Annotated in this window: 19 protein-coding genes; 4 read left to right on the top strand and 15 right to left on the bottom strand. The window is 62.1% G+C overall.

Translation table 11 applies throughout. The annotated features are described in order from the left end of the window. Positions 1–2: 2 nt before the first annotated feature. The 8 genes from AC1Q6I_RS00095 to AC1Q6I_RS00060 all read right to left on the bottom strand — a co-directional run bounded on the left by AC1Q6I_RS00095 (position 3) and on the right by AC1Q6I_RS00060 (position 9634). Positions 3–545, bottom strand: coding sequence for a hypothetical protein (locus tag AC1Q6I_RS00095; RefSeq protein WP_069077227.1), 543 nt, complete (start codon positions 543–545; stop codon positions 3–5). Between the two features lie 93 nt (positions 546–638). Then, on the bottom strand, positions 639–1193 hold the full coding sequence (locus AC1Q6I_RS00090) for a phosphonate degradation HD-domain oxygenase (protein ID WP_102624185.1): 555 nt from the start codon (positions 1191–1193) through the stop codon (positions 639–641). After that, the gene (locus AC1Q6I_RS00085; protein WP_102624180.1) at positions 1193–2326 is read right to left on the bottom strand and encodes a TIGR03364 family FAD-dependent oxidoreductase; all 1134 of its coding nucleotides are present in this window, start codon (positions 2324–2326) and stop codon (positions 1193–1195) included. Before AC1Q6I_RS00085 ends, AC1Q6I_RS00090 begins: the two co-directional genes overlap by 1 nt. A gap of 73 nt (positions 2327–2399) precedes the next feature. Then, positions 2400–3425, bottom strand: coding sequence for a putative 2-aminoethylphosphonate ABC transporter substrate-binding protein (locus AC1Q6I_RS00080; protein WP_024077941.1), 1026 nt, complete (start codon positions 3423–3425; stop codon positions 2400–2402). Between the two features lie 22 nt (positions 3426–3447). Further along, positions 3448–5160: a putative 2-aminoethylphosphonate ABC transporter permease subunit gene (locus tag AC1Q6I_RS00075; RefSeq protein WP_041161047.1), complete on the bottom strand. Its 1713-nt coding sequence runs from the start codon at positions 5158–5160 to the stop codon at positions 3448–3450. 1 nt (position 5161) lies between these two features. Next, positions 5162–6226, bottom strand: coding sequence for a putative 2-aminoethylphosphonate ABC transporter ATP-binding protein (locus AC1Q6I_RS00070; RefSeq protein WP_102624181.1), 1065 nt, complete (start codon positions 6224–6226; stop codon positions 5162–5164). Positions 6227–6483: 257 nt separating this feature from the next. Beyond that, positions 6484–7347 carry a LysR family transcriptional regulator gene (locus AC1Q6I_RS00065; RefSeq protein ID WP_024077944.1) on the bottom strand — a complete coding sequence of 288 codons (864 nt, stop codon included), beginning with the start codon at positions 7345–7347 and terminating at the stop codon, positions 6484–6486. Positions 7348–7363: 16 nt separating this feature from the next. Next, positions 7364–9634, bottom strand: coding sequence for a heavy metal translocating P-type ATPase (locus AC1Q6I_RS00060; RefSeq protein ID WP_102624182.1), 2271 nt, complete (start codon positions 9632–9634; stop codon positions 7364–7366). A gap of 84 nt (positions 9635–9718) precedes the next feature. Here AC1Q6I_RS00060 and cadR point away from each other — a divergent pair, with 84 nt between their 5' ends. Next, positions 9719–10168, top strand: a complete 450-nt coding sequence (gene cadR, locus AC1Q6I_RS00055) for a Cd(II)/Pb(II)-responsive transcriptional regulator (protein WP_024077946.1) — start codon at positions 9719–9721, stop codon at positions 10166–10168. A 324-nt stretch (positions 10169–10492) separates the two neighbouring features. Here the strand turns inward: cadR and AC1Q6I_RS00050 are convergent, their stop codons facing one another. The 3 genes from AC1Q6I_RS00050 to AC1Q6I_RS00040 all read right to left on the bottom strand — a co-directional run bounded on the left by AC1Q6I_RS00050 (position 10493) and on the right by AC1Q6I_RS00040 (position 13038). Beyond that, on the bottom strand, positions 10493–11326 hold the full coding sequence (locus AC1Q6I_RS00050; RefSeq protein ID WP_024077947.1) for a thymidylate synthase: 834 nt from the start codon (positions 11324–11326) through the stop codon (positions 10493–10495). Positions 11327–11378: 52 nt separating this feature from the next. Further along, positions 11379–12191: a prolipoprotein diacylglyceryl transferase gene (lgt, locus tag AC1Q6I_RS00045; protein WP_024077948.1), complete on the bottom strand. Its 813-nt coding sequence runs from the start codon at positions 12189–12191 to the stop codon at positions 11379–11381. Positions 12192–12255: 64 nt separating this feature from the next. After that, entirely contained in the window at positions 12256–13038 is a 783-nt protein-coding gene (locus tag AC1Q6I_RS00040) for a sulfite exporter TauE/SafE family protein (RefSeq protein WP_069077231.1), read from the bottom strand. A 122-nt stretch (positions 13039–13160) separates the two neighbouring features. Between AC1Q6I_RS00040 and AC1Q6I_RS00035 the strand changes: the two genes are divergently transcribed. Next, entirely contained in the window at positions 13161–13907 is a 747-nt protein-coding gene (locus AC1Q6I_RS00035; RefSeq protein ID WP_024077950.1) for an NRDE family protein, read from the top strand. A gap of 65 nt (positions 13908–13972) precedes the next feature. On the opposite strand, the gene ptsP is transcribed toward AC1Q6I_RS00035, so the two are convergent. After that, positions 13973–16252: a phosphoenolpyruvate--protein phosphotransferase gene (gene ptsP, locus AC1Q6I_RS00030; protein WP_102624183.1), complete on the bottom strand. Its 2280-nt coding sequence runs from the start codon at positions 16250–16252 to the stop codon at positions 13973–13975. Between the two features lie 22 nt (positions 16253–16274). Then, the gene (locus AC1Q6I_RS00025) at positions 16275–16754 is read right to left on the bottom strand and encodes an RNA pyrophosphohydrolase (protein ID WP_003176750.1); all 480 of its coding nucleotides are present in this window, start codon (positions 16752–16754) and stop codon (positions 16275–16277) included. A 143-nt stretch (positions 16755–16897) separates the two neighbouring features. Here AC1Q6I_RS00025 and AC1Q6I_RS00020 point away from each other — a divergent pair, with 143 nt between their 5' ends. Then, positions 16898–17554: a histidinol-phosphatase gene (locus tag AC1Q6I_RS00020; RefSeq protein ID WP_024077952.1), complete on the top strand. Its 657-nt coding sequence runs from the start codon at positions 16898–16900 to the stop codon at positions 17552–17554. Between the two features lie 100 nt (positions 17555–17654). Here the strand turns inward: AC1Q6I_RS00020 and AC1Q6I_RS00015 are convergent, their stop codons facing one another. Both AC1Q6I_RS00015 and ilvA read right to left on the bottom strand, forming a co-directional pair. Beyond that, positions 17655–18068 carry a DUF2269 family protein gene (locus AC1Q6I_RS00015; RefSeq protein WP_024077953.1) on the bottom strand — a complete coding sequence of 138 codons (414 nt, stop codon included), beginning with the start codon at positions 18066–18068 and terminating at the stop codon, positions 17655–17657. 40 nt (positions 18069–18108) lie between these two features. Then, a complete protein-coding gene (gene ilvA / locus AC1Q6I_RS00010) occupies positions 18109–19623 on the bottom strand; it encodes a threonine ammonia-lyase, biosynthetic (RefSeq protein WP_024077954.1) in 1515 nt (504 codons plus the stop codon). A 135-nt stretch (positions 19624–19758) separates the two neighbouring features. Between ilvA and rpiA the strand changes: the two genes are divergently transcribed. Then, a complete protein-coding gene (gene rpiA / locus AC1Q6I_RS00005; RefSeq protein ID WP_024077955.1) occupies positions 19759–20430 on the top strand; it encodes a ribose-5-phosphate isomerase RpiA in 672 nt (223 codons plus the stop codon). The last annotated feature ends 158 nt before the right edge of the window (positions 20431–20588 follow it).

The following is a 20588-nucleotide window of genomic DNA, read 5'->3' as shown; positions in this document are numbered from 1 at the left end:
GCTTATTGACGCGCGTACCACTCAAAGCCCAGAAAGGTCGTGCATAACGTGCGGATCAGCTCTTTATCGGCCTTGTCCGCAATACCGTCGCGGTCGATGTCACTGTTGGTAAACGATTCCAGCACCCCGTCGCCATCGCCGTCATAGGCCGCCGCCTTGTAGATCAGCGAACCCTTGCACTGCGACGCCGTGCGCTCTTGGAATTCCAGCTTGACCGCGTTGGGCGTGCCGGCCTTGGCGTAATGATCGACGTACAGCGTCAACGTGCGCTGCCAGTGGCTGCGCCGATTGAACCAGTTCAACTTCAAAAAGCAGTCGGCGAAAGTGTCCACCCGCTGTTTTTCCAGCCGACAGGGGCGGGTGACCGGGTTCAGATCGTCCGCCCATTGCAGGTCGACCCGACCGTCCGCGCTCATGTCCACGGCGAAGATCTCGTGGATCAGTTCATCGGGACGGCCAGCCTGCTGCTCATAGAAGTGCAGGATGACGGTGTCTGCCCGACCGTTGCCGCTCATGTCCTGGGCCGTCACTTTTAAGTAGCGCATCAGCGTTGCTCCTTGGATTGAAGAAGCAAGCCACCTTAGTGATCCGACCTCAGGGGCTCTAGGCGGCGCATCTGCATTTGGCGTAAGGCCAATCTACGCAGCCAGTAGCCGCGCGGCCTTGGCCTTGAGTAGCTGCAGGTCGAGCACCGGCACCTGCGCTTGCTTGGCCTGTTCGTCCCAGTGGCGCAGACGCAGACTGATCGCGTAGAGCGGGTCTTGCTCGAACGCCCGCGCTTCGTCAGGCGTCATTGCCCCGCCTTGATACGCCAGCGTGCGGCGGCTGGCTTCGCTCAACCGGGCGTAGTAGTCCGGCTGGCTGAAGGTCAGGTAGCGCTTGGCCTCGACGTGATATTCCACCAGCCGCGCCAGGCGCTCGCTGAAACCGACGCGGCGCAGGTAATCGGCGCCCAGCCGCTCATGGCTGGCCACGCCATAACCGCCCATGCTCTCGCCGCCCTGGCCGCAGAGATGGCCGATATCGTGGAAGAACGCCGCCAACACCACTTCATCATCAAAGCCCTCGGCCATGGCCAACTGAGCGGCTTGGGACATGTGCTCGATCTGCGACACCGGCTCGCCGATGTAATCCGCCGCGCCGTGCTGCTCGTACAAGCCAAACACCTCGGCGATTGCCTGTTCCGGGTTCATCATGCCGCCCCCCACAACGCACTGATATTTCGCTCGGCCATCGCCGGCCCCACGCTCATGCCTACACCGGTGTGCATCAACGCCGCGCTCACCCCTGGAGCAGCACGCAGGAATGAAAACGGTCCCGGCCCGCGCGAGCCATAGACACCCTGCCAGCGCTCCACCACCTGGATCCTGCACCCCAAGGCGTGCTCGGCCAGCTCAACCAACCAGTTATCCACGTGTTCGGCGTTGAACGGCGACGGATCGCTGCCGTAATCATGGGAATCGCCGATGATCAGCTCACCATGGGGCGTCGGGCTGATCAGCAGGTGGATGCCGTGTTCATGCAGGTACGGTGCCTCCCGCAGGATCTGCGCCTGTACCGCCGCCGCTTCCGGCAAGTCGGCAAACGCACCGTAGTGCACGCAACTGAGGCCGGTGAGCAAGGCGTGTTGCAGGTTAAGGTTGAGTGCAGGCCGGGCGCGCAGCATTTGCAGCCGGCAGATCTGCGGGTTGAGTTCGGCGATGGCCTCGGCCAGCAGGGTTTGGTAGTCATGGCCGGAACACACGATGATCTGCTCGCCACGAAAGCTGCCGGCCGTGCTGTGCAACTGGCCCGGTTCCACATCGCGCACCAGGGTGGAAAAGTGAAACTCCACCTTCAGTTCACGGCGAAGGTAGTTGATCAGCGCCGGGATCGCTTCGCGCGAATACAGTTGCTGATCGTCCTTGCCATGCAGCGCGGCGCGGTGATGGCGGAACTGGCCGCCGTACAGGTCCTTCATTGCCGCGCCTTGCAGCAGTTCGACGTGATAGCCGTGCTCCTGCGCGCGGCCGGCACAGAAGGCTTCCAGCAGATGTTCTTCCGCTTCGGTTCGCGCGAACAGGTAAGAACCATTGCGCTTGAGTTGCAGGCTGGCGAGTTGTGCCCATTGGTCCCAGATCGCGCGGCTCTCCCGAGCCAGGTCGAGCATCGGCCCCGGTGGTTGGCCAGTGACCAGCGCCTGGCCAAAGTTGCGCACGGAGGCGCCCAGCGGGGTGGCGCTGCGCTCGAACACCCTGACCTTGAGCCCGCGCCTGGCAGCGGCGTAGGCGTGGGACAGGCCGAGGATGCCGGCGCCGACGATCAGCAGGTCGCTGTGGTGTGTCATTGAGTGATGTCCTGTTTTCAAGACCGCTATCGGGGGCTTGCCCCCGATGAGGCCAGTAGCCCTAACGAAAGCCTTACTGACCCGCGACCTTCTCCGACTTGCCGTCATAGCGCTTACGCCACTCGGTCAAGATGCTGTCGCGATTCTTCGACGCCCAGCCAAAGTCGTTCTTGATCAGGCGCTGCTCGTAGTCGGCCGGCAGTTCGGTTTGCGGCTTGGCGATGCCCGGCTGGGCAAGGACCGCAAAATTTTCTTTGTACAGGTCCATCGCGGCGGGGCTGGCAGAGAAGTCGGCGAGTTTTTTCGCCGCATCGGCGTGGGCGGAACCCTTGATCACGGCGGTGGCTTCGATGTCCCAGCCCAGGCCTTCCTTCGGCAGGATGATGTCCAGCGGTGCGCCCTGGCGCTTGAGCTGCACGGCCGGGTACTCAAAGGAAATACCAATCGGGAATTCACCGGAAGCCGCCAGCTTGCAGGGCTTGGAGCCGGAGTGAACGTATTGGCCGATGTTCTGGTGCAAGTCGTCCATGTACTGCCAGCCCTGCTTCTCGCCGAAGGTTTGCAGCCAGGCGCTCACATCCAGGAAGCCGGTGCCGGACGATGCCGGGTTGGGCATGACGATCTTGCCCTTGTACTCGGGCTTGGTCAGGTCCTGCCAGCTCACCGGCTTGGTCAGGCCCTGTTTCTCGGCTTCGACAGTGTTGAAGCAAATGGTCGCGGCCCACACATCCATGCCGACCCAGGCCGGTGGGTTGGCGGCGTCACGGTAGTGCTTGCCGATCTTGTCCAGGTCCTTGGGCGCGTAGTTGTCCAGCATGCCCTGCTGATCGAGAATCGCCAGGCTCGACGCGGCCAGGCCCCACACTACGTCGGCTTGCGGGCGAGCTTTTTCGGCCAGCAGCTTGGCGGTGATGATGCCGGTGGAGTCGCGCACCCATTTGATATCGATATCCGGGTTGGCCTTCTCGAAGGCCTGCTTGTAGGTCTTCAACTGCTCGGCTTCGAGGGCCGTGTACACGGTCAGCTCGGTTTTCGCGGCAAAGGCATTCAGGCTGAATACGCTGAGTACAGCAGCGGCCAGCGCCAGGGGCTTGAACATGGTGCACTTCCTTTATCGAGGGTTATTGACCGGGCGCGGTTTGACGCCAGGCTTGGGAGCGACGCAACAGGCCGCGTGAGGCCCACGCCAGCAGCAGCGAGACGGCGGCCGAAGTGAACAGGATCAGGGTCGACATGGCCGCCGCGCCGCCCACGTTGCCGGCGTCGTCCATGTTCAGCACGGCGACGGCGGCGAGAATGGTGTCGGGGCTGTAGAGAAAAATTGCCGCCGACACCGTGGTCATCGCCGACACAAACAGGTAGCGCACGATATCCAGCAGTGCCGGCAGGCAAATCGGCACGGTCACCCGCAGGTAGTGGCGATAAAGCGGCGCCTTGAGGGACAGCGCAGCGGCTTCGAACTCGGCGTCCAGCTGGCGCAGGGCAGTGGTCGCGGTCATCTGGGCAGTGGTCAGGTAGTGCGCGATGGTGCACACCACCAGCAAGGTCATGGTCCCGTAGAACACATGCAGCGGGTTGCCGTTGAGGTTGAAGAAGAACACATAACCCAGGCCCAACACCAAGCCCGGCACGGCCATCGGCACAAAACTGAGCAGGCGCAGCGCCAGGTTGAGGCCCTTCTGGCCCTGGGTCTTTTCCATCAGGTAGGCGCCGGTGAAGATCAGCACGCTGCCGATCAACGCGGTGCACAGTGCCAGGGTCAGGCTGTTGCGATAGGCCAGCCAGCCGCCGCCGGCCGTGTCTTCGAACTGGTAGTGGTTGAGCGACAGCGACAGGTTGTACGGCCAGAACTTCACCAGCGAGGAGTACACCGCCATGCCGAACACCAGCAGCAACACGGCACACATCCCCAGCACAATGGCCAGGTAGCAGGCGTCCCGCAGCCGCGATGGCGCGGGTTGGAACACCTGGGCGCGGCCACTCATCGAATCACCCTGCCGACGACGTAACCAGGCGTCCACGCCAAAGCTGAACAGCGCCGGCAGCAGCAACACCATGCCAATCAACGCACCGCGGCCGAACTGTTGCTGGCCCACCACCGCCTTGTAGGCTTCCAGCGCCAACACCTGATAATCGCCGCCGACCACCACGGGCACGCCGAAGTCGGTGATGGTCAAGGTGAACACCAGGCAGAACGCGGCAAACACCGCCTGGCGCGTGGCCGGCCAGGTGATGCTGCGAAATGCTCGGGCGGGGCTGGCGCCCATGCTCGATGCCGCGTCGAATAACCGAGCATCCGCCAAGGAAAGCGCTGACAACAGGATCATCAAGGCATGTGGGAAGGTGTAGATCACTTCGCCGAGGACAATGCCCCAGAAGCCGTAGATATTCTCCGAGAGCAGGCCACGTAACAGGCCCTGGTTACCAAACAGGTACACCAACGCAATCCCCGGCAGCATCGACGGTGCCATCAACGGCAGTAACGACAGGCCACGCCAGATGGCCTTGCCGGGAATCAGGGTGCGTTGCAGCGCGTAGGCAAACAGGTAGGCCAGCGGTACGACGATAGCCGCCACGCTAAGGGAAACTTTCAGGCTATTGCCCAACAGCCAATGAAAGTTGGCGCTGCTCACCAGCTCTCGCGCAGCGACCAGGCCACCGCCCTGCCCCGCCTCGCTGCTGAAGCCACGCCAGAAGATCGCCAACAGCGGTAGCAGGACCGCGACACCCAGCAGGCACAGCCACAACAGTTTGCCGCCGAGCACAAAAAGGCGGTCGCCGGTTTCCGCACGGGAAACCTGGCGCGGTATCGGCAAGCTCATATCAACGGCCATCTCAGGCAAACACCTGCAGGCTACGCGGCGGCAAGGCGACCCAGATGTGCTGGGCGCCCAGGCGTGGCATGGCTTCCGGGGCCAGCTCGGCCAACAGCGGATGCCCAGGCAACTGCTCCAGTTCAAAGCTCATGCGGCAGCGGTTACCCAGGAAGGTGATCTCGCGGACCTTGGCCGGGAACAGGTTTTCTTCATGCACCGGTGGGTTGACGCTGATCGCTTCCGGGCGGCAGAACAGGCGGCCGGAGGAAGCCACACCCGCGTCGTCGGCCAGGCGCATGTTCATCCCGCCGACCTGGGCGTGACTCGCGCTGTTGCGGCTGAACGGCAGCCAATTGCCCTGGCCGACAAACTCGGCCACGAACGGCGTGGCCGGGCGATCATAGATTTCCTGGGGCGTGGCGTATTGCTCGACCTTGCCGTTGTTCATCACGGCGATGCGGTCGGCCATCAACATGGCCTCATCCTGATTATGGGTGACCATCAGGGTGGTGATGCCCAGGCGCCGTTGCAGTTGGCGCAACTCGGTGCATAAATGCTCGCGGACACGGGCATCGAGGGCCGACATCGGCTCGTCCAGCAGCAGCAACGACGGTGCTGGCGCCAGCGCACGGGCCAGGGCGACACGCTGCTGTTGGCCACCGGACAGTTGGCCTGGGTATTTCTTTTCACTGCCGACCAGGCCCACCAGTTCGAGCATCTGCCCGACACGCTGGCGCACTTCATCACGGCCGCTGCCGGTAAGGCCGTAGCCAATATTGGCTTCGACGCTGAGGTTGGGAAACAACGCGTAGGACTGGAACAGAATGCCGTAGTCCCGTGCCTGGGGCGGCAGCAGGGAAACATCCCGGCTGCCCAGGTACAGTTCACCGCTGTCCTGGCGCTCCAGGCCGGCGATGCAACGCAGCAAGGTGGTCTTGCCGCAACCCGACGGGCCCAGCAGACACACCAGCTCGCCGGCGGCGACGTCCAGGGACACGTTGTCCAGCGCGGTAAAGGCGCCGAAGCGTTTCTGGACACCGCGCACCTTCATTGGCGCGCCGGGGTTGCTCAGGGCTGTGTTCATGGAGGCACCTCATCAAACGGATGAGGGCCATGCTAGGCAGCCAATGCGTCCCTGGTGTGGCAGAAAGGCAAAACATGGCGATAGTGGTATTGGTGGATTTGGGTAGGCCATTCAGAGATGGGTTGCCTGGTTTACCGCAATCGGGGGCAAGCCTCCCACATTGACCGAGTTCCAACATGGAAATGCGGTCCCCTGTGGGAGGGGCGGTGCGACGATTCGACTTGCCCCCGATTGGTCCCCAAAGCAACCACAAGGCTTCAGATCGGCGACATTTCCTGCGCCAACCCCAAAAACGCCGCCGGCAACCGAGCGCCTTTTCTTTCCTTGAGGCAGTAGAGATATTCCGGAATCTGCGGTGCATGCTCGATGGTCAGCACCCGTAACTGCGGGTCATGGGGCACTTCCTGGCGGGCGATGATGCTGATGCCGATATTGCGCAGCACTGCTTCGCGAATCGACTCGCGACTGCCGATTTCCAGCAGCGGCCCATAACTCACACCGGCGCCTTGCAGCATCTCTTCCGTCAGCCGTCGCGTGGTAGAACCCGCCTCACGCATCAACAGCGTATGGCCGGCGAGCGCGGTCAACGGCACATGATCCAGTTTGGCCAGGGGATGGTTGCGATGCACCGCCAGCACCAGGGGGTCGGTGCCCAATACGCGGCGGATCAAACGGGGGTCTTCCAGCAACTGCGAGGAGGCAGCGACGTCTACACGGTAATCGTCCAGGGCCTCGAGCACCTGCTGGGAGTTGCCGATTTCCACCGACACCTCCACGTGCGGCAGGCGTTCGCGAAAGGCTTTGACCAGGTCGAGGATGTAATACGGCGCCGTCGCGGCAATCCTCAGCGCCCCTTGGACCTGACCGCTGTTGCGCAGGAAAAACTCGATGTCCGCTTCCTGCTGCAACAGCGTCTTGACCATCGGCAACAGGCGCGCGCCTTCGTCGCTGACGGTGAGACGGCGGCCGCCACGGTAGAACAACTCAACGCCGTATTGGCTCTCCAGGTTGCGCACCTGGGTGGTGACGGTGGGCTGGCTCAGGCCGAGTTTTTTCGCCGCCTGGGTGATGCTGCCCAGGCGGGCGACCAGATAAAACGCCTTCAGCTCGGCACTCAGCACACCACCCTCTCATCGTCTATTTGCGCAGCAGGCGCAGGCCATTGAATACCACCAGCAGGCTCACGCCCATGTCGGCGAACACCGCCATCCACATGGTGGCCATGCCCAGGAAGGTAACGGCCAGGAAGATGGCCTTGATCACCAGCGCCAGGGCGATGTTCTGCTTGAGGATACTCGACGTTTGCCGCGACAACCGAATGAATGCGGGAATCTTGCGCAAGTCATCATCCATCAAGGCGACGTCGGCGGTCTCGATGGCGGTGTCCGTGCCTGCGGCGGCCATGGCAAAACCGATCTCGGCGCGAGCCAGGGCCGGGGCGTCGTTGATGCCGTCGCCGACCATGCCCACGCGGTGGCCTTGGCCGTAGAGGGTTTCGATGGCTTGCAGCTTATCGGTGGGCAACAGGTCGCCCTGGGCCTGGTCGATGCCGACCTGGGCTGCGATCGCCTGGGCGGTATGGGTGTTGTCGCCGGTGAGCATCAGGGTCTTGATGCCCAGCTCATGCAACTGCTGGATGGCTTCGCGGCTGCTGTCCTTGACCGTATCGGCCACGGCGAACAGCGCCAGCGGGCCGGATGTGTCGAGCAGCAGCACCACGGACTTGCCTTGTTTTTCCAGGGCGAAGAGTTTTTCTTCCAGGGCTGGCGAACACAGGCCCAGGTCTTCCACCAGGCGGTGGTTGCCCAGGTGGTAGGTTTGACCGTTGATATCGCCGCGCACACCGCGACCGGCCAGCGCTGCGAAGTTATCCACAGCGTGGGTCGCCAGGTTTTTATCCACAGCCGCCAAGGCGATCGCCAGGGACACCGGGTGATCGGACCGCGCGGCCAAACTCGCGGCCAGGGCCGGTGCGCTGTCTTCGACATTCGGGAACAGCGCCAGGTAATCGGTTTGCACCGGCTTGCCGTGGGTAAGGGTGCCGGTCTTGTCGAGGGCCAGGTAGTCGAGCTTGTAACCGCCCTCCAGGTACACGCCGCCCTTGATCAGGATGCCTTTGCGCGCCGCGGCGGCCAGGCCGCTGACAATGGTCACCGGGGTGGAGATCACCAGCGCGCAGGGGCAGGCGACCACCAGCAGCACCAGCGCGCGGTAGATCCAGTCAAACCACATGCCGGCCATGAACAGCGGCGGGATCAACGCCACGCCCAGCGCGAACAGGAACACAGCCGGGGTGTAGATCCTGGCAAAGCTGTCGACAAAGCGCTGGGTCGGTGCACGCGCGCCCTGGGCCTGTTCCACCGCGTGAATGATCCGCGCCAGCGTGGAATTGTTGGCTGCCGCCGTCACCTTGTATTCCAGGGAGCCGGCCTGGTTGATAGTGCCGGCAAAGACCTTATCGCCCGCAGCCTTCTCAATCGGCAGGCTTTCGCCGGTGATCGGCGCCTGGTCGACAGTGGATTGGCCGGCGGTAACTTCGCCGTCCAGGCCAATGCGCTCGCCAGGTCGAACCCGCACGATTGCACCCAGTTCGATGTTTTTGACTGGTTGTACGCCCCACGATCCATCCGCCTGCCGTACCGTTGCCTGCTCCGGCGTCATCTGCATCAAGCCGCTGATCGCGTTGCGCGCCCGGTCCAGGGACTTGGCTTCGATCAACTCGGCCACAGTGAACAGGAACATCACCATCGCCGCTTCCGGCCACTGGCCAATCAGGATCGCGCCGGTGACCGCGATACTCATCAGCGCGTTGATGTTCAGGTTGAGGTTTTTCAGGGCTATCCAACCCTTTTTATAGGTGGTGAGGCCGCCACTGAGGATCGATACCAGCGCCACGATGGCGATCACCCAGGTCGGCGCGGCATTGGTAAAGTGCAACACTTCGGCGCCCAGTGCGCCCACGCCAGACAACGCCAGCGGCCACCAGTGCTTCTTGGCTGGCGGCTCGGCGGCCGGGACGCCCTCTTCGATCGGATCGGCGTGCATGCCCAGGGATTTGATGGCCTCGACAATCGACGCGGTGCTCGGCAGGTCATGGGTGACGCCGAGTATGCGGTTGATCAGGTTGAACTCCAGTTGCTGCACGCCGGCCAACTTGCCCAGTTTGTTCTGGATCAGCGTTTGCTCGGTGGGGCAGTCCATGGCTTCGATACGGAAGGTGCTCAGGCGTGAGCCGGCGGTCTGGGCATCGCTCAGTCGCACCAATGCAGGCGCCGGGGTACCGTAGCAGCAGGAGCCGCCATGGCCGTGATCATGCACGGGCGTAAGTTTCTTCGGCGCATGATCGTGCTCATGGTCGTGATCGTGATCGTGGTCATGCTTATGCGGGGTGTGGAAGGAGTCGCTCATCAGGTCGCGTCCGTAAGGTGCCTGTTGCCAAGTAAAGACCCTGTAGCCACTATAGGGTCAAGCACCCATTTGGAGATTGCTGCGATGAAGATCGGCGAACTGGCCAAACTGACCGACTGCCCGGTGGAAACCATCCGTTATTACGAGAAGGAAGGCCTGCTGCCGCCCCCGGCGCGCACCGAGGCCAACTACCGTGTGTACACCCAGGCGCACACCGAACGGCTGGTATTTATCCGCAATTGCCGCAGCCTCGACATGACCCTGGAAGAAATCCGCAGCCTGCTCGGGCTGCGCGACAGCCCGCAGGACCAGTGTGAAAACGTGAATGCATTGATCGACGAGCATATCCACCATGTGAAAGCGCGGATCGATGGGCTGCTGGCGTTGCAGGAACAGTTGATCGACCTGCGCCAGCGCTGTGGCAGCGGGCCGGAGCTGGACCAGTGCGGGATTTTGCAGCGGCTGGAGGTCAGCGGCGGTGTCGCTGCCAGCGAGGCTGAGCCTTCGCACGTGGGCAGAAGCCACGGCCACTGACTCAAGGCGACACAGATCAAATGCGGGAGGGGGCTTGCCCCCGATAGCAGTGGATCAGCTAAGTATCAGGTGGCTGACATAGTTAAGGCTTTTTTGTAGGAGCGAGCTTGCTCGCGAAGAACTCACAGGCGCCGCGTTCACTCAGGAAACACGCGTTATCGTTGACGTTTTTCGCGAGCAAGCTCGCTCCTACAGAAGGCGATGTACGCTTAACTGAACGGCATTAGGGCTTGCCCCCGATAGCAGTGGATCAGCTAAGTATTAGGTGGCTGACATACTGCAATCGGGGGCAAGCCCCCTCCCACAGTGGAACCGAGACCGACGTTAGATAGCCACGTCGGCCTTGATGCTTGGGTCGGCGTCGTAGCCCACGATTTCAAAGTCTTCGAACCTGTAGTCGTAGATCGACGCCGGCTTACGCTTGATCACCAGTTCCGGCAGTTTCTTCGGCGTGCGCGCCAGCTGGGTCCGGATCTGTTCCATATGGTTGCTGTAGGCGTGGGTGTCGCCGGTGGTGACGATGATCTCGTGAGGGATCAGGTCGCATTGCTGCGCCAGCATATGGGTCAGCAGCGCCAGCGCGGCGGTGTTGTAGGGCAGGCCGAGGAACACGTCGGAGCTGCGGATGTACAACTGCATCGACAGATGGCCGTCATGCACGAACGCCTGGTACAGCAGGTGGCACGGTGGCAGGGCTTGTTTGCCGTTGCGCGCGTTCTCCTGCGGGCTCTTGGTTTCGTCCGGCAGGTACTCGACGTTCCAGCCGTGGAACAGGATGCGACGGCTGTTGGGGTTGGTCTTGAGCGTGTGCACCATGTAGTCGATCTGGTTGATCGTGCCGCCATCCTTGGTCGGCCAGGCGGTCCACTGTTCGCCGTACACCGGGCCCAGGTCACCTTCTTCGGTGGCCCACTCGTCCCAGATTCTCACGCCGTTTTCGTTCAGCCACTTGATGTTGGTGTTACCGCTCAACATCCAGATCAGCTCGTTGGCGATGCTCTTGAAGTGAAGCTTCTTGGTGGTCAGCAACGGGAAGCCGTCGGCCAAGTTATGCCGATACTGACGGGCGAACACGGCCTTGGTGCCGGTGCCGGTACGGTCGCCTTTGGTCAGGCCATTGGTCACGACGTCGTTCAGTAGTTCGAGATATTGCTTCATGTCATTACCCGTATCGTTGAAGCCGAGACCTCGCAGGCCTCGGCGTTCGAATTTAAAGCGCGGTGTTCTTCAGCGGTTGCGGGCGGTTGTAGGCCCACCACAGCAAGCCCAGGCCGGCCAGGATCATCGGCAGGCTGAGGATCTGGCCCATGGTCAGCCAGCCCCACGCCAGGTAGCCCAGTTGCGCATCCGGCACGCGCACGAACTCGACGATGAAACGGAAGATCCCGTAGAACAACGCGAACATACCCGACACCGCCATGGTGGGACGTGGTTTGCGCGAGAAGAGGTACAGGATAAGGAACAGTGCCACCCCTTCCAGGGCGAACTGGTAAAGCTGCGACGGATGGCGCGGCAGCTGTGCCGGGTCGCTGAACGGCGGGAACACCATGGCCCACGGCACGTCGGTCGGCTTGCCCCACAACTCGGCGTTGATGAAGTTACCGATACGCCCGGCACCCAGGCCGATCGGCACCAGCGGTGCGACGAAATCCATCAGTTGGAAAAACGACTTGCCGTTGCGCCGGCCAAACCACCAGGCGGCGATCATCACGCCGATAAACCCACCGTGGAACGCCATGCCGCCCTTCCACACTTCGAAGATCAGCGTCGGGTTGGCGATATACGCCGAGAGATCGTAGAACAGCACATACCCCAGTCGCCCGCCGACAATCACCCCCATCGACAGCCAGAACACCATGTCGGAGAGTTTTTCCTTGGTCCAGGTCGGGTCAAAACGGTTCAAACGCCGAGAGGCCAGCAGCCAGGCGCCGCCGATGCCGATCAGGTACATCAACCCGTACCAGTGGATTTTCAGCGGACCGATGGCCAGGGCCACCGGGTCGATCTGCGGGTAAGGCAGCATTGCGACTCCTCGTTAAATCATTCGTTATGGCGCCGGACCATGCCCGGGCGCGATTAAGCCTGCGTTACAGCAAAAAATTCAAACCGACACAAAACAACAGACCGGCGAACAGCCGCTTCAACAGACGCGGCGACAAGCGGTGCGCCAGGCGTGCGCCGAAGCGGGCGAACACCATGCTGGTCAAGGCAATGCCCAGCAGTGCCGGCAAATACACGAACCCTAGACTATGAGCGGGCAACAGCGGGTCATGCCAGCCCAGAATCATGAAACTTAACGCGCTGGCCACGGCGATCGGCAGGCCGCAGGCCGATGAGGTGGCCACCGCTTGCTGCATCGGCACGCTGCGCCAGGTCAAAAACGGTACGGTCAGCGAGCCGCCGCCGATGCCGAAAATCGCCGAGGCCCAGCCGATCACCGTACCGGCCAGGGTCAGGCCGACCTTGCCGGGTACCGTCCGGCTGGCCTTGGGCTTGACCTCCAGGGCCAGCTGCACGGCGACGATCAATGCGAACACGCCAATGATCTTCTGCAAATGCGGGCCGGAGATCGCCTCGGCCGTCAGCGCGCCGAAGCCTGCGCCGATCAAGATGCCGACCGTCATCCACACGAATATCGGCCAACGCACCGCGCCGCGTCGGTGATGCTCACGCACGGCATTGATCGAGGTAAATATGATCGTCGCCAGGGAAGTGCCCACGGCCAGGTGGGTCAGCACCTGCGGGTCAAAGCCCTGCAAGGTGAAACTGAACACCAGCACCGGCACGATAATGATCCCGCCCCCCACGCCAAACAGCCCGGCGAGCACGCCCGCACAGGCACCCAGCAGCAAATACAGCAGAAATTCCATGGGAGCCCCCCAACCAAGTCCGGCATGTTAACGGATGGAAGGCATGCGACCCAACTGGATACGATGGAACGCCGCTGCCGGTGTGGGTAGAGTGACAAAAAAACACAAAGGGGAATCGCCTGATGTGCCTGATTGTTTTCGCCTGGCGGCCGGGCCACGCCCAACCGCTGATCGTCGCGGCCAACCGTGATGAGTTCTACGCCCGCCCCAGCCTGCCGCTGGCCCAGTGGCTGGATGCGCCCGATGTGTACGCCGGTCGCGACCAGGAAGCGGGCGGCACCTGGCTGGGGGTCAATACCGATGGACGATTCGCCGCCCTGACCAATATCCGCGACCCGCACCAACCGCCCGCACGCAAGTCGCGCGGTGAATTGGTGGCGCGGTTTCTCAGCGGTTCACTGCCCATTGACGACTACTTGGCCGACGTTAACGGCCGATCGATTGAATATGCCGGGTTTAACCTGCTGGTGGGCACGCGGGATGAGTTGTGGCATTACAACGCCCGGGACACTGCGCCCAGCCTGTTGGCGCCTGGCGTGTACGGGCTATCCAATGCAGGGCTGGATACGCCCTGGCCGAAGCTGCTCAAGGCCAAGTCAGCATTGATCGAAGTCCTGGACGACCCGCAGCCGGACGCGTTGCTGCAGATCTTGAGCGACCCGCTGACAGCGCCATTTGCGGAGTTGCCGGATACCGGCGTGGGGTTGGCGACTGAAAGCCTGTTATCGAGCGTGTTTATCGCCAGCCCAAGTTATGGGACACGGGCGAGTACGGCGCTGATTGTAAATGCCGATGGCACGCGGCGGATGGTGGAGCGTAGTTTCGGCCCCCATGGTGGCCGACTCGGCGAAGTCGAACTCACGCTCTAGGCACACCACAAAACCAATGTGGGAGGGAGCAAGCCCCCTCCCACCTTTCTGATCGGTGCCAGGCTTTAGAGAGTCTTGGCGGAAGCCGGATTGATCATCCGCGTCAGCCCCAGGTTCTTCAGCGCCAATTGCAGCGAGCTGTGGATCACTTGCGGGTTGTCGATGGTCATCAACTCCGCCAGCAAGTCTTTGGCCCGGCTCAGGTTGATCTGGCGCAGCATCCACTTCACTTTCGGCAAGTTGGTGGCGTTCATCGACAGGCTGTCAAAGCCCATCGCCATCAACAGCACCGCTGCGGCCGGGTCGCCGGCCATTTCACCGCAGATGCTCACCGGCTTGCCTTCGGCATGGGCGTCGCGCACCACGTGTTGCAGGGCTTGCAGGACGGCCGGGTGCAGGTAGTCGTAGAGGTCGGCCACCCGTGGGTTGTTGCGGTCCACGGCCAGCAGGTACTGGGTCAAGTCGTTGGAACCGACCGAGAGGAAGTCCACCTGCCGCGCCAGCTCCTTGGCCTGGTAGACCGCCGCCGGGATTTCGATCATCACGCCAATCGGCGGCATCGGTACGTCGGCACCTTCGTCGCGCACTTCGCCCCAGGCACGGTGAATCAGGTGCAGGGCCTCTTCCAGCTCATGGGTGCCGGAGATCATCGGCAGCAGGATGCGCAGGTTATTCAAGCCTTCGCTGGCCTTGAGCATGGCGCGGGTTTGTACCAGGAAAATCTCGGGATGGTCGAGGGTGACGCGAATACCGCGCCAGCCGAGGAAGGGGTTGTCTTCCTTGATCGGGAAATAAGACAGTGACTTGTCGCCGCCGATGTCCAGGCTGCGCATGGTCACCGGTAACGGGTGGAAGGCCTGCAATTGCTCGCGATAAATCGCCAACTGCTCCTTCTCACTCGGGAAACGCTGGTTGATCATGAACGGCACTTCGGTGCGGTACAGTCCCACCCCTTCGGCCCCACGCTGTTGCGCGCGCGCGACATCGGCGAGCAGGCCGGTGTTGACCAGCAGCGGCACGCGGTGGCCGTCGAGGGTGACGCAGGGCAGCTCGCGCAACGAATCGAGGCCTTGCGCCAGTTGTTTCTCTTCTTCCACCACCTCGGCGAATTGCTTGCGCAGCACGTCGCTGGGGTTGGTGTAGACCTCGCCACGATGGCCATCGACGATCATGTCGATGCCGTCGACCTTGGAATAAGGCAAGTCCACCAGGCCCATCACGGTCGGAATGCCCATGGCGCGAGCCAGGATCGCGACGTGGGAGTTGCCCGAACCCAATACCGAAACCAGGCCCACCAGCTTGCCTTCTGGCACTTCGCCAAGCTGAGTGGCCGTCAGTTCTTCACTGACCAGGATGGTGTTATCGGGGAAGACCATGTTGGTGGTGCGATCTTCCTGCAGATAAGCCAGCAGACGGCGACCCAGGTCGCGCACATCCGAAGCCCGTTCACGCAGGTAGGCGTCATCCATCATTTCAAAGCGGTTGACGTGATCGGTGACCACCTGGCGCAACGCGCCCTGGGCCCACTGGCCAGTCTTGATCACGGTCTTGACTTCGTTACCCAGGGACGCGTCGTCGAGCATCATCTGGTACACGTCGAACAGCGCGCGCTCTTCGGGGCGCAGCTGGGTGGCCAGCTTGTTCGACAGGTTGCGCATGTCGGCGCGCACGCCTTCGAGGGCGGTCTTGAACAGCCTGATCTCGGCGTCGATGTCGATGACGGTCTTGTCCGGCACCACATCGAGGTCGGCCGGTGGCAGCATGACCACCGCCGTACCCACCGCAGCGCCCGGCGAACCCGGCACGCCGACGAACTTGGCTTCCTGGATGCCCTTGCCCTGGCGCCCCAGGCCGCGAATCGAGCCCGTGGCTTCGGCGTGGGCGATAACCCCGGCCAGTTGCGCGCTCATGGTCACGAGGAAGGCTTCTTCACCTTCGTCGAACTGGCGGCGTTCTTTCTGCTGGATGACCAACACGCCAACGACGCGGCGGTGGTGGATAATCGGTGCGCCGAGGAACGAGGCGTAGCGCTCTTCACCGGTCTCGGCGAAGTAGCGATACCGCGGGTGATCAGCGGCGTGTTCAAGGTTCAGGGGTTCTTCACGCGTCCCCACCAGGCCCACCAGACCCTCATTGGGTGCCATGCTGACCTTGCCAATGGAGCGCTTGTTCAAGCCCTCGGTGGCCATCAGCACAAAACGGTTGGTCTCTGGGTCCAGCAGGTAAACCGAGCAGACCTGGCTGCCCATGGCTTCCTTGACGCGCAACACAATAATCCCCAACGCCGCCTTGAGATCCTTGGCGGAGTTAACTTCCTGGACGATCTTGCGCAGCGTATTGAGCATGGCTCGGGGTCGAACTCCGTCGTCAGTCGCGCGCTAAAAGGCGCGGGGCAAGCTCTTTGAGAGCGCGACGATAAACCTCGCGCTTGAATGTCACCACCTGGCCCAACGGGTACCAATAGCTGACCCAGCGCCAGCCATCGAACTCCGGTTTACCGGTCAAATCCATCCGCACCCGCTGCTCGTTGGAGATCAGGCGCAGGAGAAACCATTTCTGCTTCTGGCCGATGCACAGCGGTTGGCTGTGGGTACGCACCAGACGTTGCGGCAAACGATAGCGCAACCAGCCGCGGGTACAGGCCAGAATTTGCACATCTTCACGCTCAAGGCCGACTTCTTCGTTCAACTCACGGTACAAGGCGTCTTCAGGGGTTTCGTCGGGGTTGATTCCACCTTGAGGAAACTGCCAGGCATCTTGGTTGATTCGGCGAGCCCATAGCACCTGTCCGGCATCATTCGTAAGAATAATCCCGACATTAGGACGGAAACCATCGGGGTCGATCACGGCAACAACCTCGCAAACGCATGTCGCCGCATTGTTCCACAAAGGTTGATCCAGCGGCAACGAGGCTTCTTACCTTATGTGCACTCTTGTGAAAAGACCGTATTCTGGACGCCTTTTTACAGACTTTTCAGCGAGTAACTGCAATGCGCCTGGCTTTATTCGACTTGGACAACACGCTCCTGGGGGGTGACAGCGATCACGCCTGGGGCGATTACCTCTGCGAACGCGGGATTCTCGACCCGGTGGCCTACAAGGCTCGCAACGATGAGTTCTACCAGGACTACCTGGCCGGCCAACTGGATAACGCGGCCTACCTGAACTTTTGCCTGGAAATCCTCGGCCGCACCGAGATGGCCCAGCTGGACGAGTGGCACAACGACTATATGCGCGACTGCATCGAGCCGATCATGTTGCCGCAGGCATTGGAACTGCTGGCCAAACACCGCGATGCCGGGGACAAGTTGGTGATCATCACCGCCACCAACCGGTTCGTCACCGCGCCAATTGCCGCACGCCTGGGCGTAGACGCCCTGATCGCCACCGAATGCGAGATGGAAGACGGCCGCTACACCGGGCGCAGCACCGATGTGCCGTGCTTCCGTGAAGGCAAGGTGACACGCTTGAATCGTTGGCTGGAAGAGACTGGGCATAGCCTGGAAGGCAGTTACTTCTATAGCGACTCGATGAATGACCTGCCGCTGTTGGAGCAGGTGACGCATCCGGTGGCGGTGGATCCGGATCCGAATCTGCGCGCTGAAGCCGAGAAGCGTGGTTGGCCGGTGATTACGCTGCGTAGCTGATGGCCCTATCGGGGGCAAGCCCCTCCCACACTCGAGCGCATTCACAAATCAACATGTGGGAGGGGCTTGCCTCCCGATAAGGTAGGCGCGGTCTAAAACCCTAAACCGGCTTGGCGCCCATCAACCCCGCAATCGCTACAAACCCCACCAGGCTGACCACTGCCAGGACCAGGGTGAAATTCAGGCTGCCGCCCTCGCCCTTGCGCAGGCGATTGAGCCGCGCCACCAGCCAGAACCAGGCCAGCGCCGCGACGGTGTAGAGGATGCTGGAGCCCAGGATCCAGGTCTGCCCCAGCGGCCAGCCGATCAAGTGCGCCAGCCACCAGCCGGTAAACGGCATGCTGAGCAGGCAGACCCCCATCAGCAACCACACGAACACCCATGGGCGTTGCACGGTAACCGCCGGGCCGGCACTGCGTTTGCGCCAGGCCAGCAGTGCCAGGCCCAGGCCGCTGAGCAGCAATAACGCAGTGGCCGCAATGTGGATAACTTTCAGGGTGGTCAGGGTTTCCATGGTTTCGATTCCTTAAAGGCCGCCCAATCAGCGTAGTCGTTCAACCGAGGAACAGTTGGTACGCCGGGTTATCACTTTCATCCCAGTACGGGTAGCCGATGGCTTCAAGGGCTGCAGGCACCAAGTGGCGCTCGTCCGCCGGCACTTGCAAGCCGGCGACCACACGGCCATCAGCCGCGCCATGGTTGCGATAGTGGAACATCGAGATATTCCAGCGCCCGCCCAGCTTATTCAGGAAGTTGAACAGCGCGCCGGGGCGCTCCGGGAACTCGAAGCGCAACACCACTTCATCGCTGACTTTGGCCGCATGCCCGCCAACCATATGGCGGATGTGCAACTTGGCCAGCTCGTTTTCGGTCAGGTCCAGCACCGGAAAGCCCTTGCCGGTGAGGCTGGCGATCAACGCGCTGCGCGGGTCGTTTTCCGGGTGGGTCTGCACGCCGACAAAGATGTGCGCCTCGCTGCCGGAGTGGTAGCGGTAGTTGAATTCGGTGATCTGGCGCTTGCCCACGGCCTCGCAGAACGCTTTGAAGCTGCCCGGTTTTTCCGGGATGGTCACGGCGATAATGGCTTCGCGCCCCTCACCCAACTCAGCGCGCTCGGCCACATGGCGCAGGCGGTCGAAGTTGACGTTGGCCCCCGAGTCGATGGCCACCAGGGTTTGCCCGGTGATGCCACGGGTCTCGACGTACTTCTTGATACCGGCCACGCCCAGCGCGCCGGCCGGCTCGGTGATCGAACGGGTATCGTCGTAGATGTCCTTGATCGCCGCACAGATTTCATCGGTGCTGACGGTGATCACTTCATCCACATAGTCCTTGCAGATATCGAAGGTGTACTGGCCGATCTGCGCCACGGCCACGCCATCGGCAAAAATGCCCACGGTCGGCAATACCACACGTTCGCCCGCCGCCATCGCGGCTTGCAGGCAGTTGGAGTCGTCCGGCTCGACGCCGATGATCTTGATTTCCGGGCGCAGGTATTTCACGTACGCCGCGATACCCGCGATCAGCCCGCCGCCGCCCACCGGAACGAAGATCGCATCCAACGGCCCTGGGTGCTGGCGCAGGATCTCCATGGCCACAGTGCCCTGCCCGGCAATGGTGTGCGGATCGTCATAGGGGTGGATGTAGACGTAGCCTTTTTCATCGACCAGCTTCAGCGAGTAGGCCAGGGCTTCCGGGAAGGAATCACCGTGCAGCACCACCTTGCCGCCACGGGAGCGCACGCCTTCGACCTTGATCTCCGGGGTGGTCTTGGGCATTACGATAGTGGCCTTGACCCCCAGCACCTTGGCTGCCAGGGCCAGGCCCTGGGCATGGTTGCCGGCCGAGGCGGTGACCACGCCGCGCGCACGCTCTTCGTCCGTCAACTGGGTCAGCTTGTTATACGCACCGCGAATCTTGAATGAGAACACCGGCTGCAAGTCTTCACGCTTGAGCCAGACCTTGTTGCCCAGCCGCTCGGAGAGCTGGCGGGCGGTCTGCAATGGAGTTTCCACGGCAACGTCGTAAACGCGCGAGGTGAGGATCTTTTTGACGTACTGTTCAAGCATCGGAAAGCATCACTGGGCGGGTTGGGCAGGGTCGAGGAGTCTAACCCGGCTTTTGGCCGTACGACCACACGAATCCCGAGGTTTTGTTGGGTTATACTCGCGCCCTCTTTACTCCCCGCCCGTTCCGGAGCCCGCATGACCCAGGATCAACTCAAACAGGCAGTGGCCCAGGCCGCCGTCGATTTAATCCTTCCTAAACTCGACGACAAGAGCATCGTCGGTGTCGGCACCGGCTCCACCGCCAACTGCTTTATCGATGCGCTGGCCAAGCACAAGGGCGCATTCGATGGCGCCGTGGCCAGCTCCGAAGCCACCGCCGCACGCCTCAAGGGCCATGGCATTCCGGTGTACGAGCTCAATACCGTGAGCGACCTGGAGTTCTATGTCGACGGTGCCGATGAAAGCGACGCGCACCTGAACCTGATCAAGGGCGGCGGCGCGGCCCTGACCCGCGAGAAGATCGTCGCGGCCGTGGCCAAGACCTTTATCTGCATCGCCGACGCCAGCAAGCTGGTGCCGGTGCTCGGCGCGTTCCCGCTGCCGGTGGAAGTGATCCCCATGGCCCGCAGCCACGTGGCCCGCGAACTGGTGAAACTGGGCGGCGACCCGGTGTACCGCGAAGGCGTGTTGACCGACAACGGCAACATCATCCTCGACGTGTTCAACATGCAAATCACCAACCCGGTGGAGCTTGAGACTCAAATCAACGCCATCGTCGGCGTGGTCACCAACGGCCTGTTCGCTGCGCGTCCGGCTGATGTGCTGTTGCTGGGCACGCCCGAAGGCGTGAAAACCCTCAAGGCCTGAGAACACCACACATCCAATGTGGGAGGGGGCTTGCCCCGATGGCGGTGTGTCAGTCGACATCTACTTGACTGACCCACCGTCATCGGGGTGTAGAACCGTAGACATCGTTTACATCTGAAACCGGGGACATCGTTTACACATTTGAGGCTTGGACGCGG

Source organism: Pseudomonas sp. MPR-R2A5 (assembly GCF_058793055.1).
The sequence above is the reverse complement of the archived record's forward strand: the minus strand, read 5'-3'. Positions and strand labels throughout refer to the sequence as shown.

Excerpts from the sequence above, each read along its gene's own strand:
- AC1Q6I_RS00095 (WP_069077227.1), bottom strand. The coding sequence starts at position 545 with ATGCGCTACTTAAAAGTGACGGCCCAGGACATGAGCGGCAACGGTCGG.
- AC1Q6I_RS00090 (WP_102624185.1), bottom strand. The coding sequence starts at position 1,193 with ATGAACCCGGAACAGGCAATCGCCGAGGTGTTTGGCTTGTACGAGCAG.
- AC1Q6I_RS00085 (WP_102624180.1), bottom strand. The coding sequence starts at position 2,326 with ATGACACACCACAGCGACCTGCTGATCGTCGGCGCCGGCATCCTCGGC.
- AC1Q6I_RS00080 (WP_024077941.1), bottom strand. The coding sequence starts at position 3,425 with ATGTTCAAGCCCCTGGCGCTGGCCGCTGCTGTACTCAGCGTATTCAGC.
- AC1Q6I_RS00075 (WP_041161047.1), bottom strand. The coding sequence starts at position 5,160 with ATGGCCGTTGATATGAGCTTGCCGATACCGCGCCAGGTTTCCCGTGCG.
- AC1Q6I_RS00070 (WP_102624181.1), bottom strand. The coding sequence starts at position 6,226 with ATGAACACAGCCCTGAGCAACCCCGGCGCGCCAATGAAGGTGCGCGGT.
- AC1Q6I_RS00060 (WP_102624182.1), bottom strand. The coding sequence starts at position 9,634 with ATGAGCGACTCCTTCCACACCCCGCATAAGCATGACCACGATCACGAT.
- cadR (WP_024077946.1), top strand. The coding sequence starts at position 9,719 with ATGAAGATCGGCGAACTGGCCAAACTGACCGACTGCCCGGTGGAAACC.
- AC1Q6I_RS00050 (WP_024077947.1), bottom strand. The coding sequence starts at position 11,326 with ATGAAGCAATATCTCGAACTACTGAACGACGTCGTGACCAATGGCCTG.
- lgt (WP_024077948.1), bottom strand. The coding sequence starts at position 12,191 with ATGCTGCCTTACCCGCAGATCGACCCGGTGGCCCTGGCCATCGGTCCG.
- AC1Q6I_RS00040 (WP_069077231.1), bottom strand. The coding sequence starts at position 13,038 with ATGGAATTTCTGCTGTATTTGCTGCTGGGTGCCTGTGCGGGCGTGCTC.
- AC1Q6I_RS00035 (WP_024077950.1), top strand. The coding sequence starts at position 13,161 with ATGTGCCTGATTGTTTTCGCCTGGCGGCCGGGCCACGCCCAACCGCTG.
- ptsP (WP_102624183.1), bottom strand. The coding sequence starts at position 16,252 with ATGCTCAATACGCTGCGCAAGATCGTCCAGGAAGTTAACTCCGCCAAG.
- AC1Q6I_RS00020 (WP_024077952.1), top strand. The coding sequence starts at position 16,898 with ATGCGCCTGGCTTTATTCGACTTGGACAACACGCTCCTGGGGGGTGAC.
- AC1Q6I_RS00015 (WP_024077953.1), bottom strand. The coding sequence starts at position 18,068 with ATGGAAACCCTGACCACCCTGAAAGTTATCCACATTGCGGCCACTGCG.
- ilvA (WP_024077954.1), bottom strand. The coding sequence starts at position 19,623 with ATGCTTGAACAGTACGTCAAAAAGATCCTCACCTCGCGCGTTTACGAC.
- rpiA (WP_024077955.1), top strand. The coding sequence starts at position 19,759 with ATGACCCAGGATCAACTCAAACAGGCAGTGGCCCAGGCCGCCGTCGAT.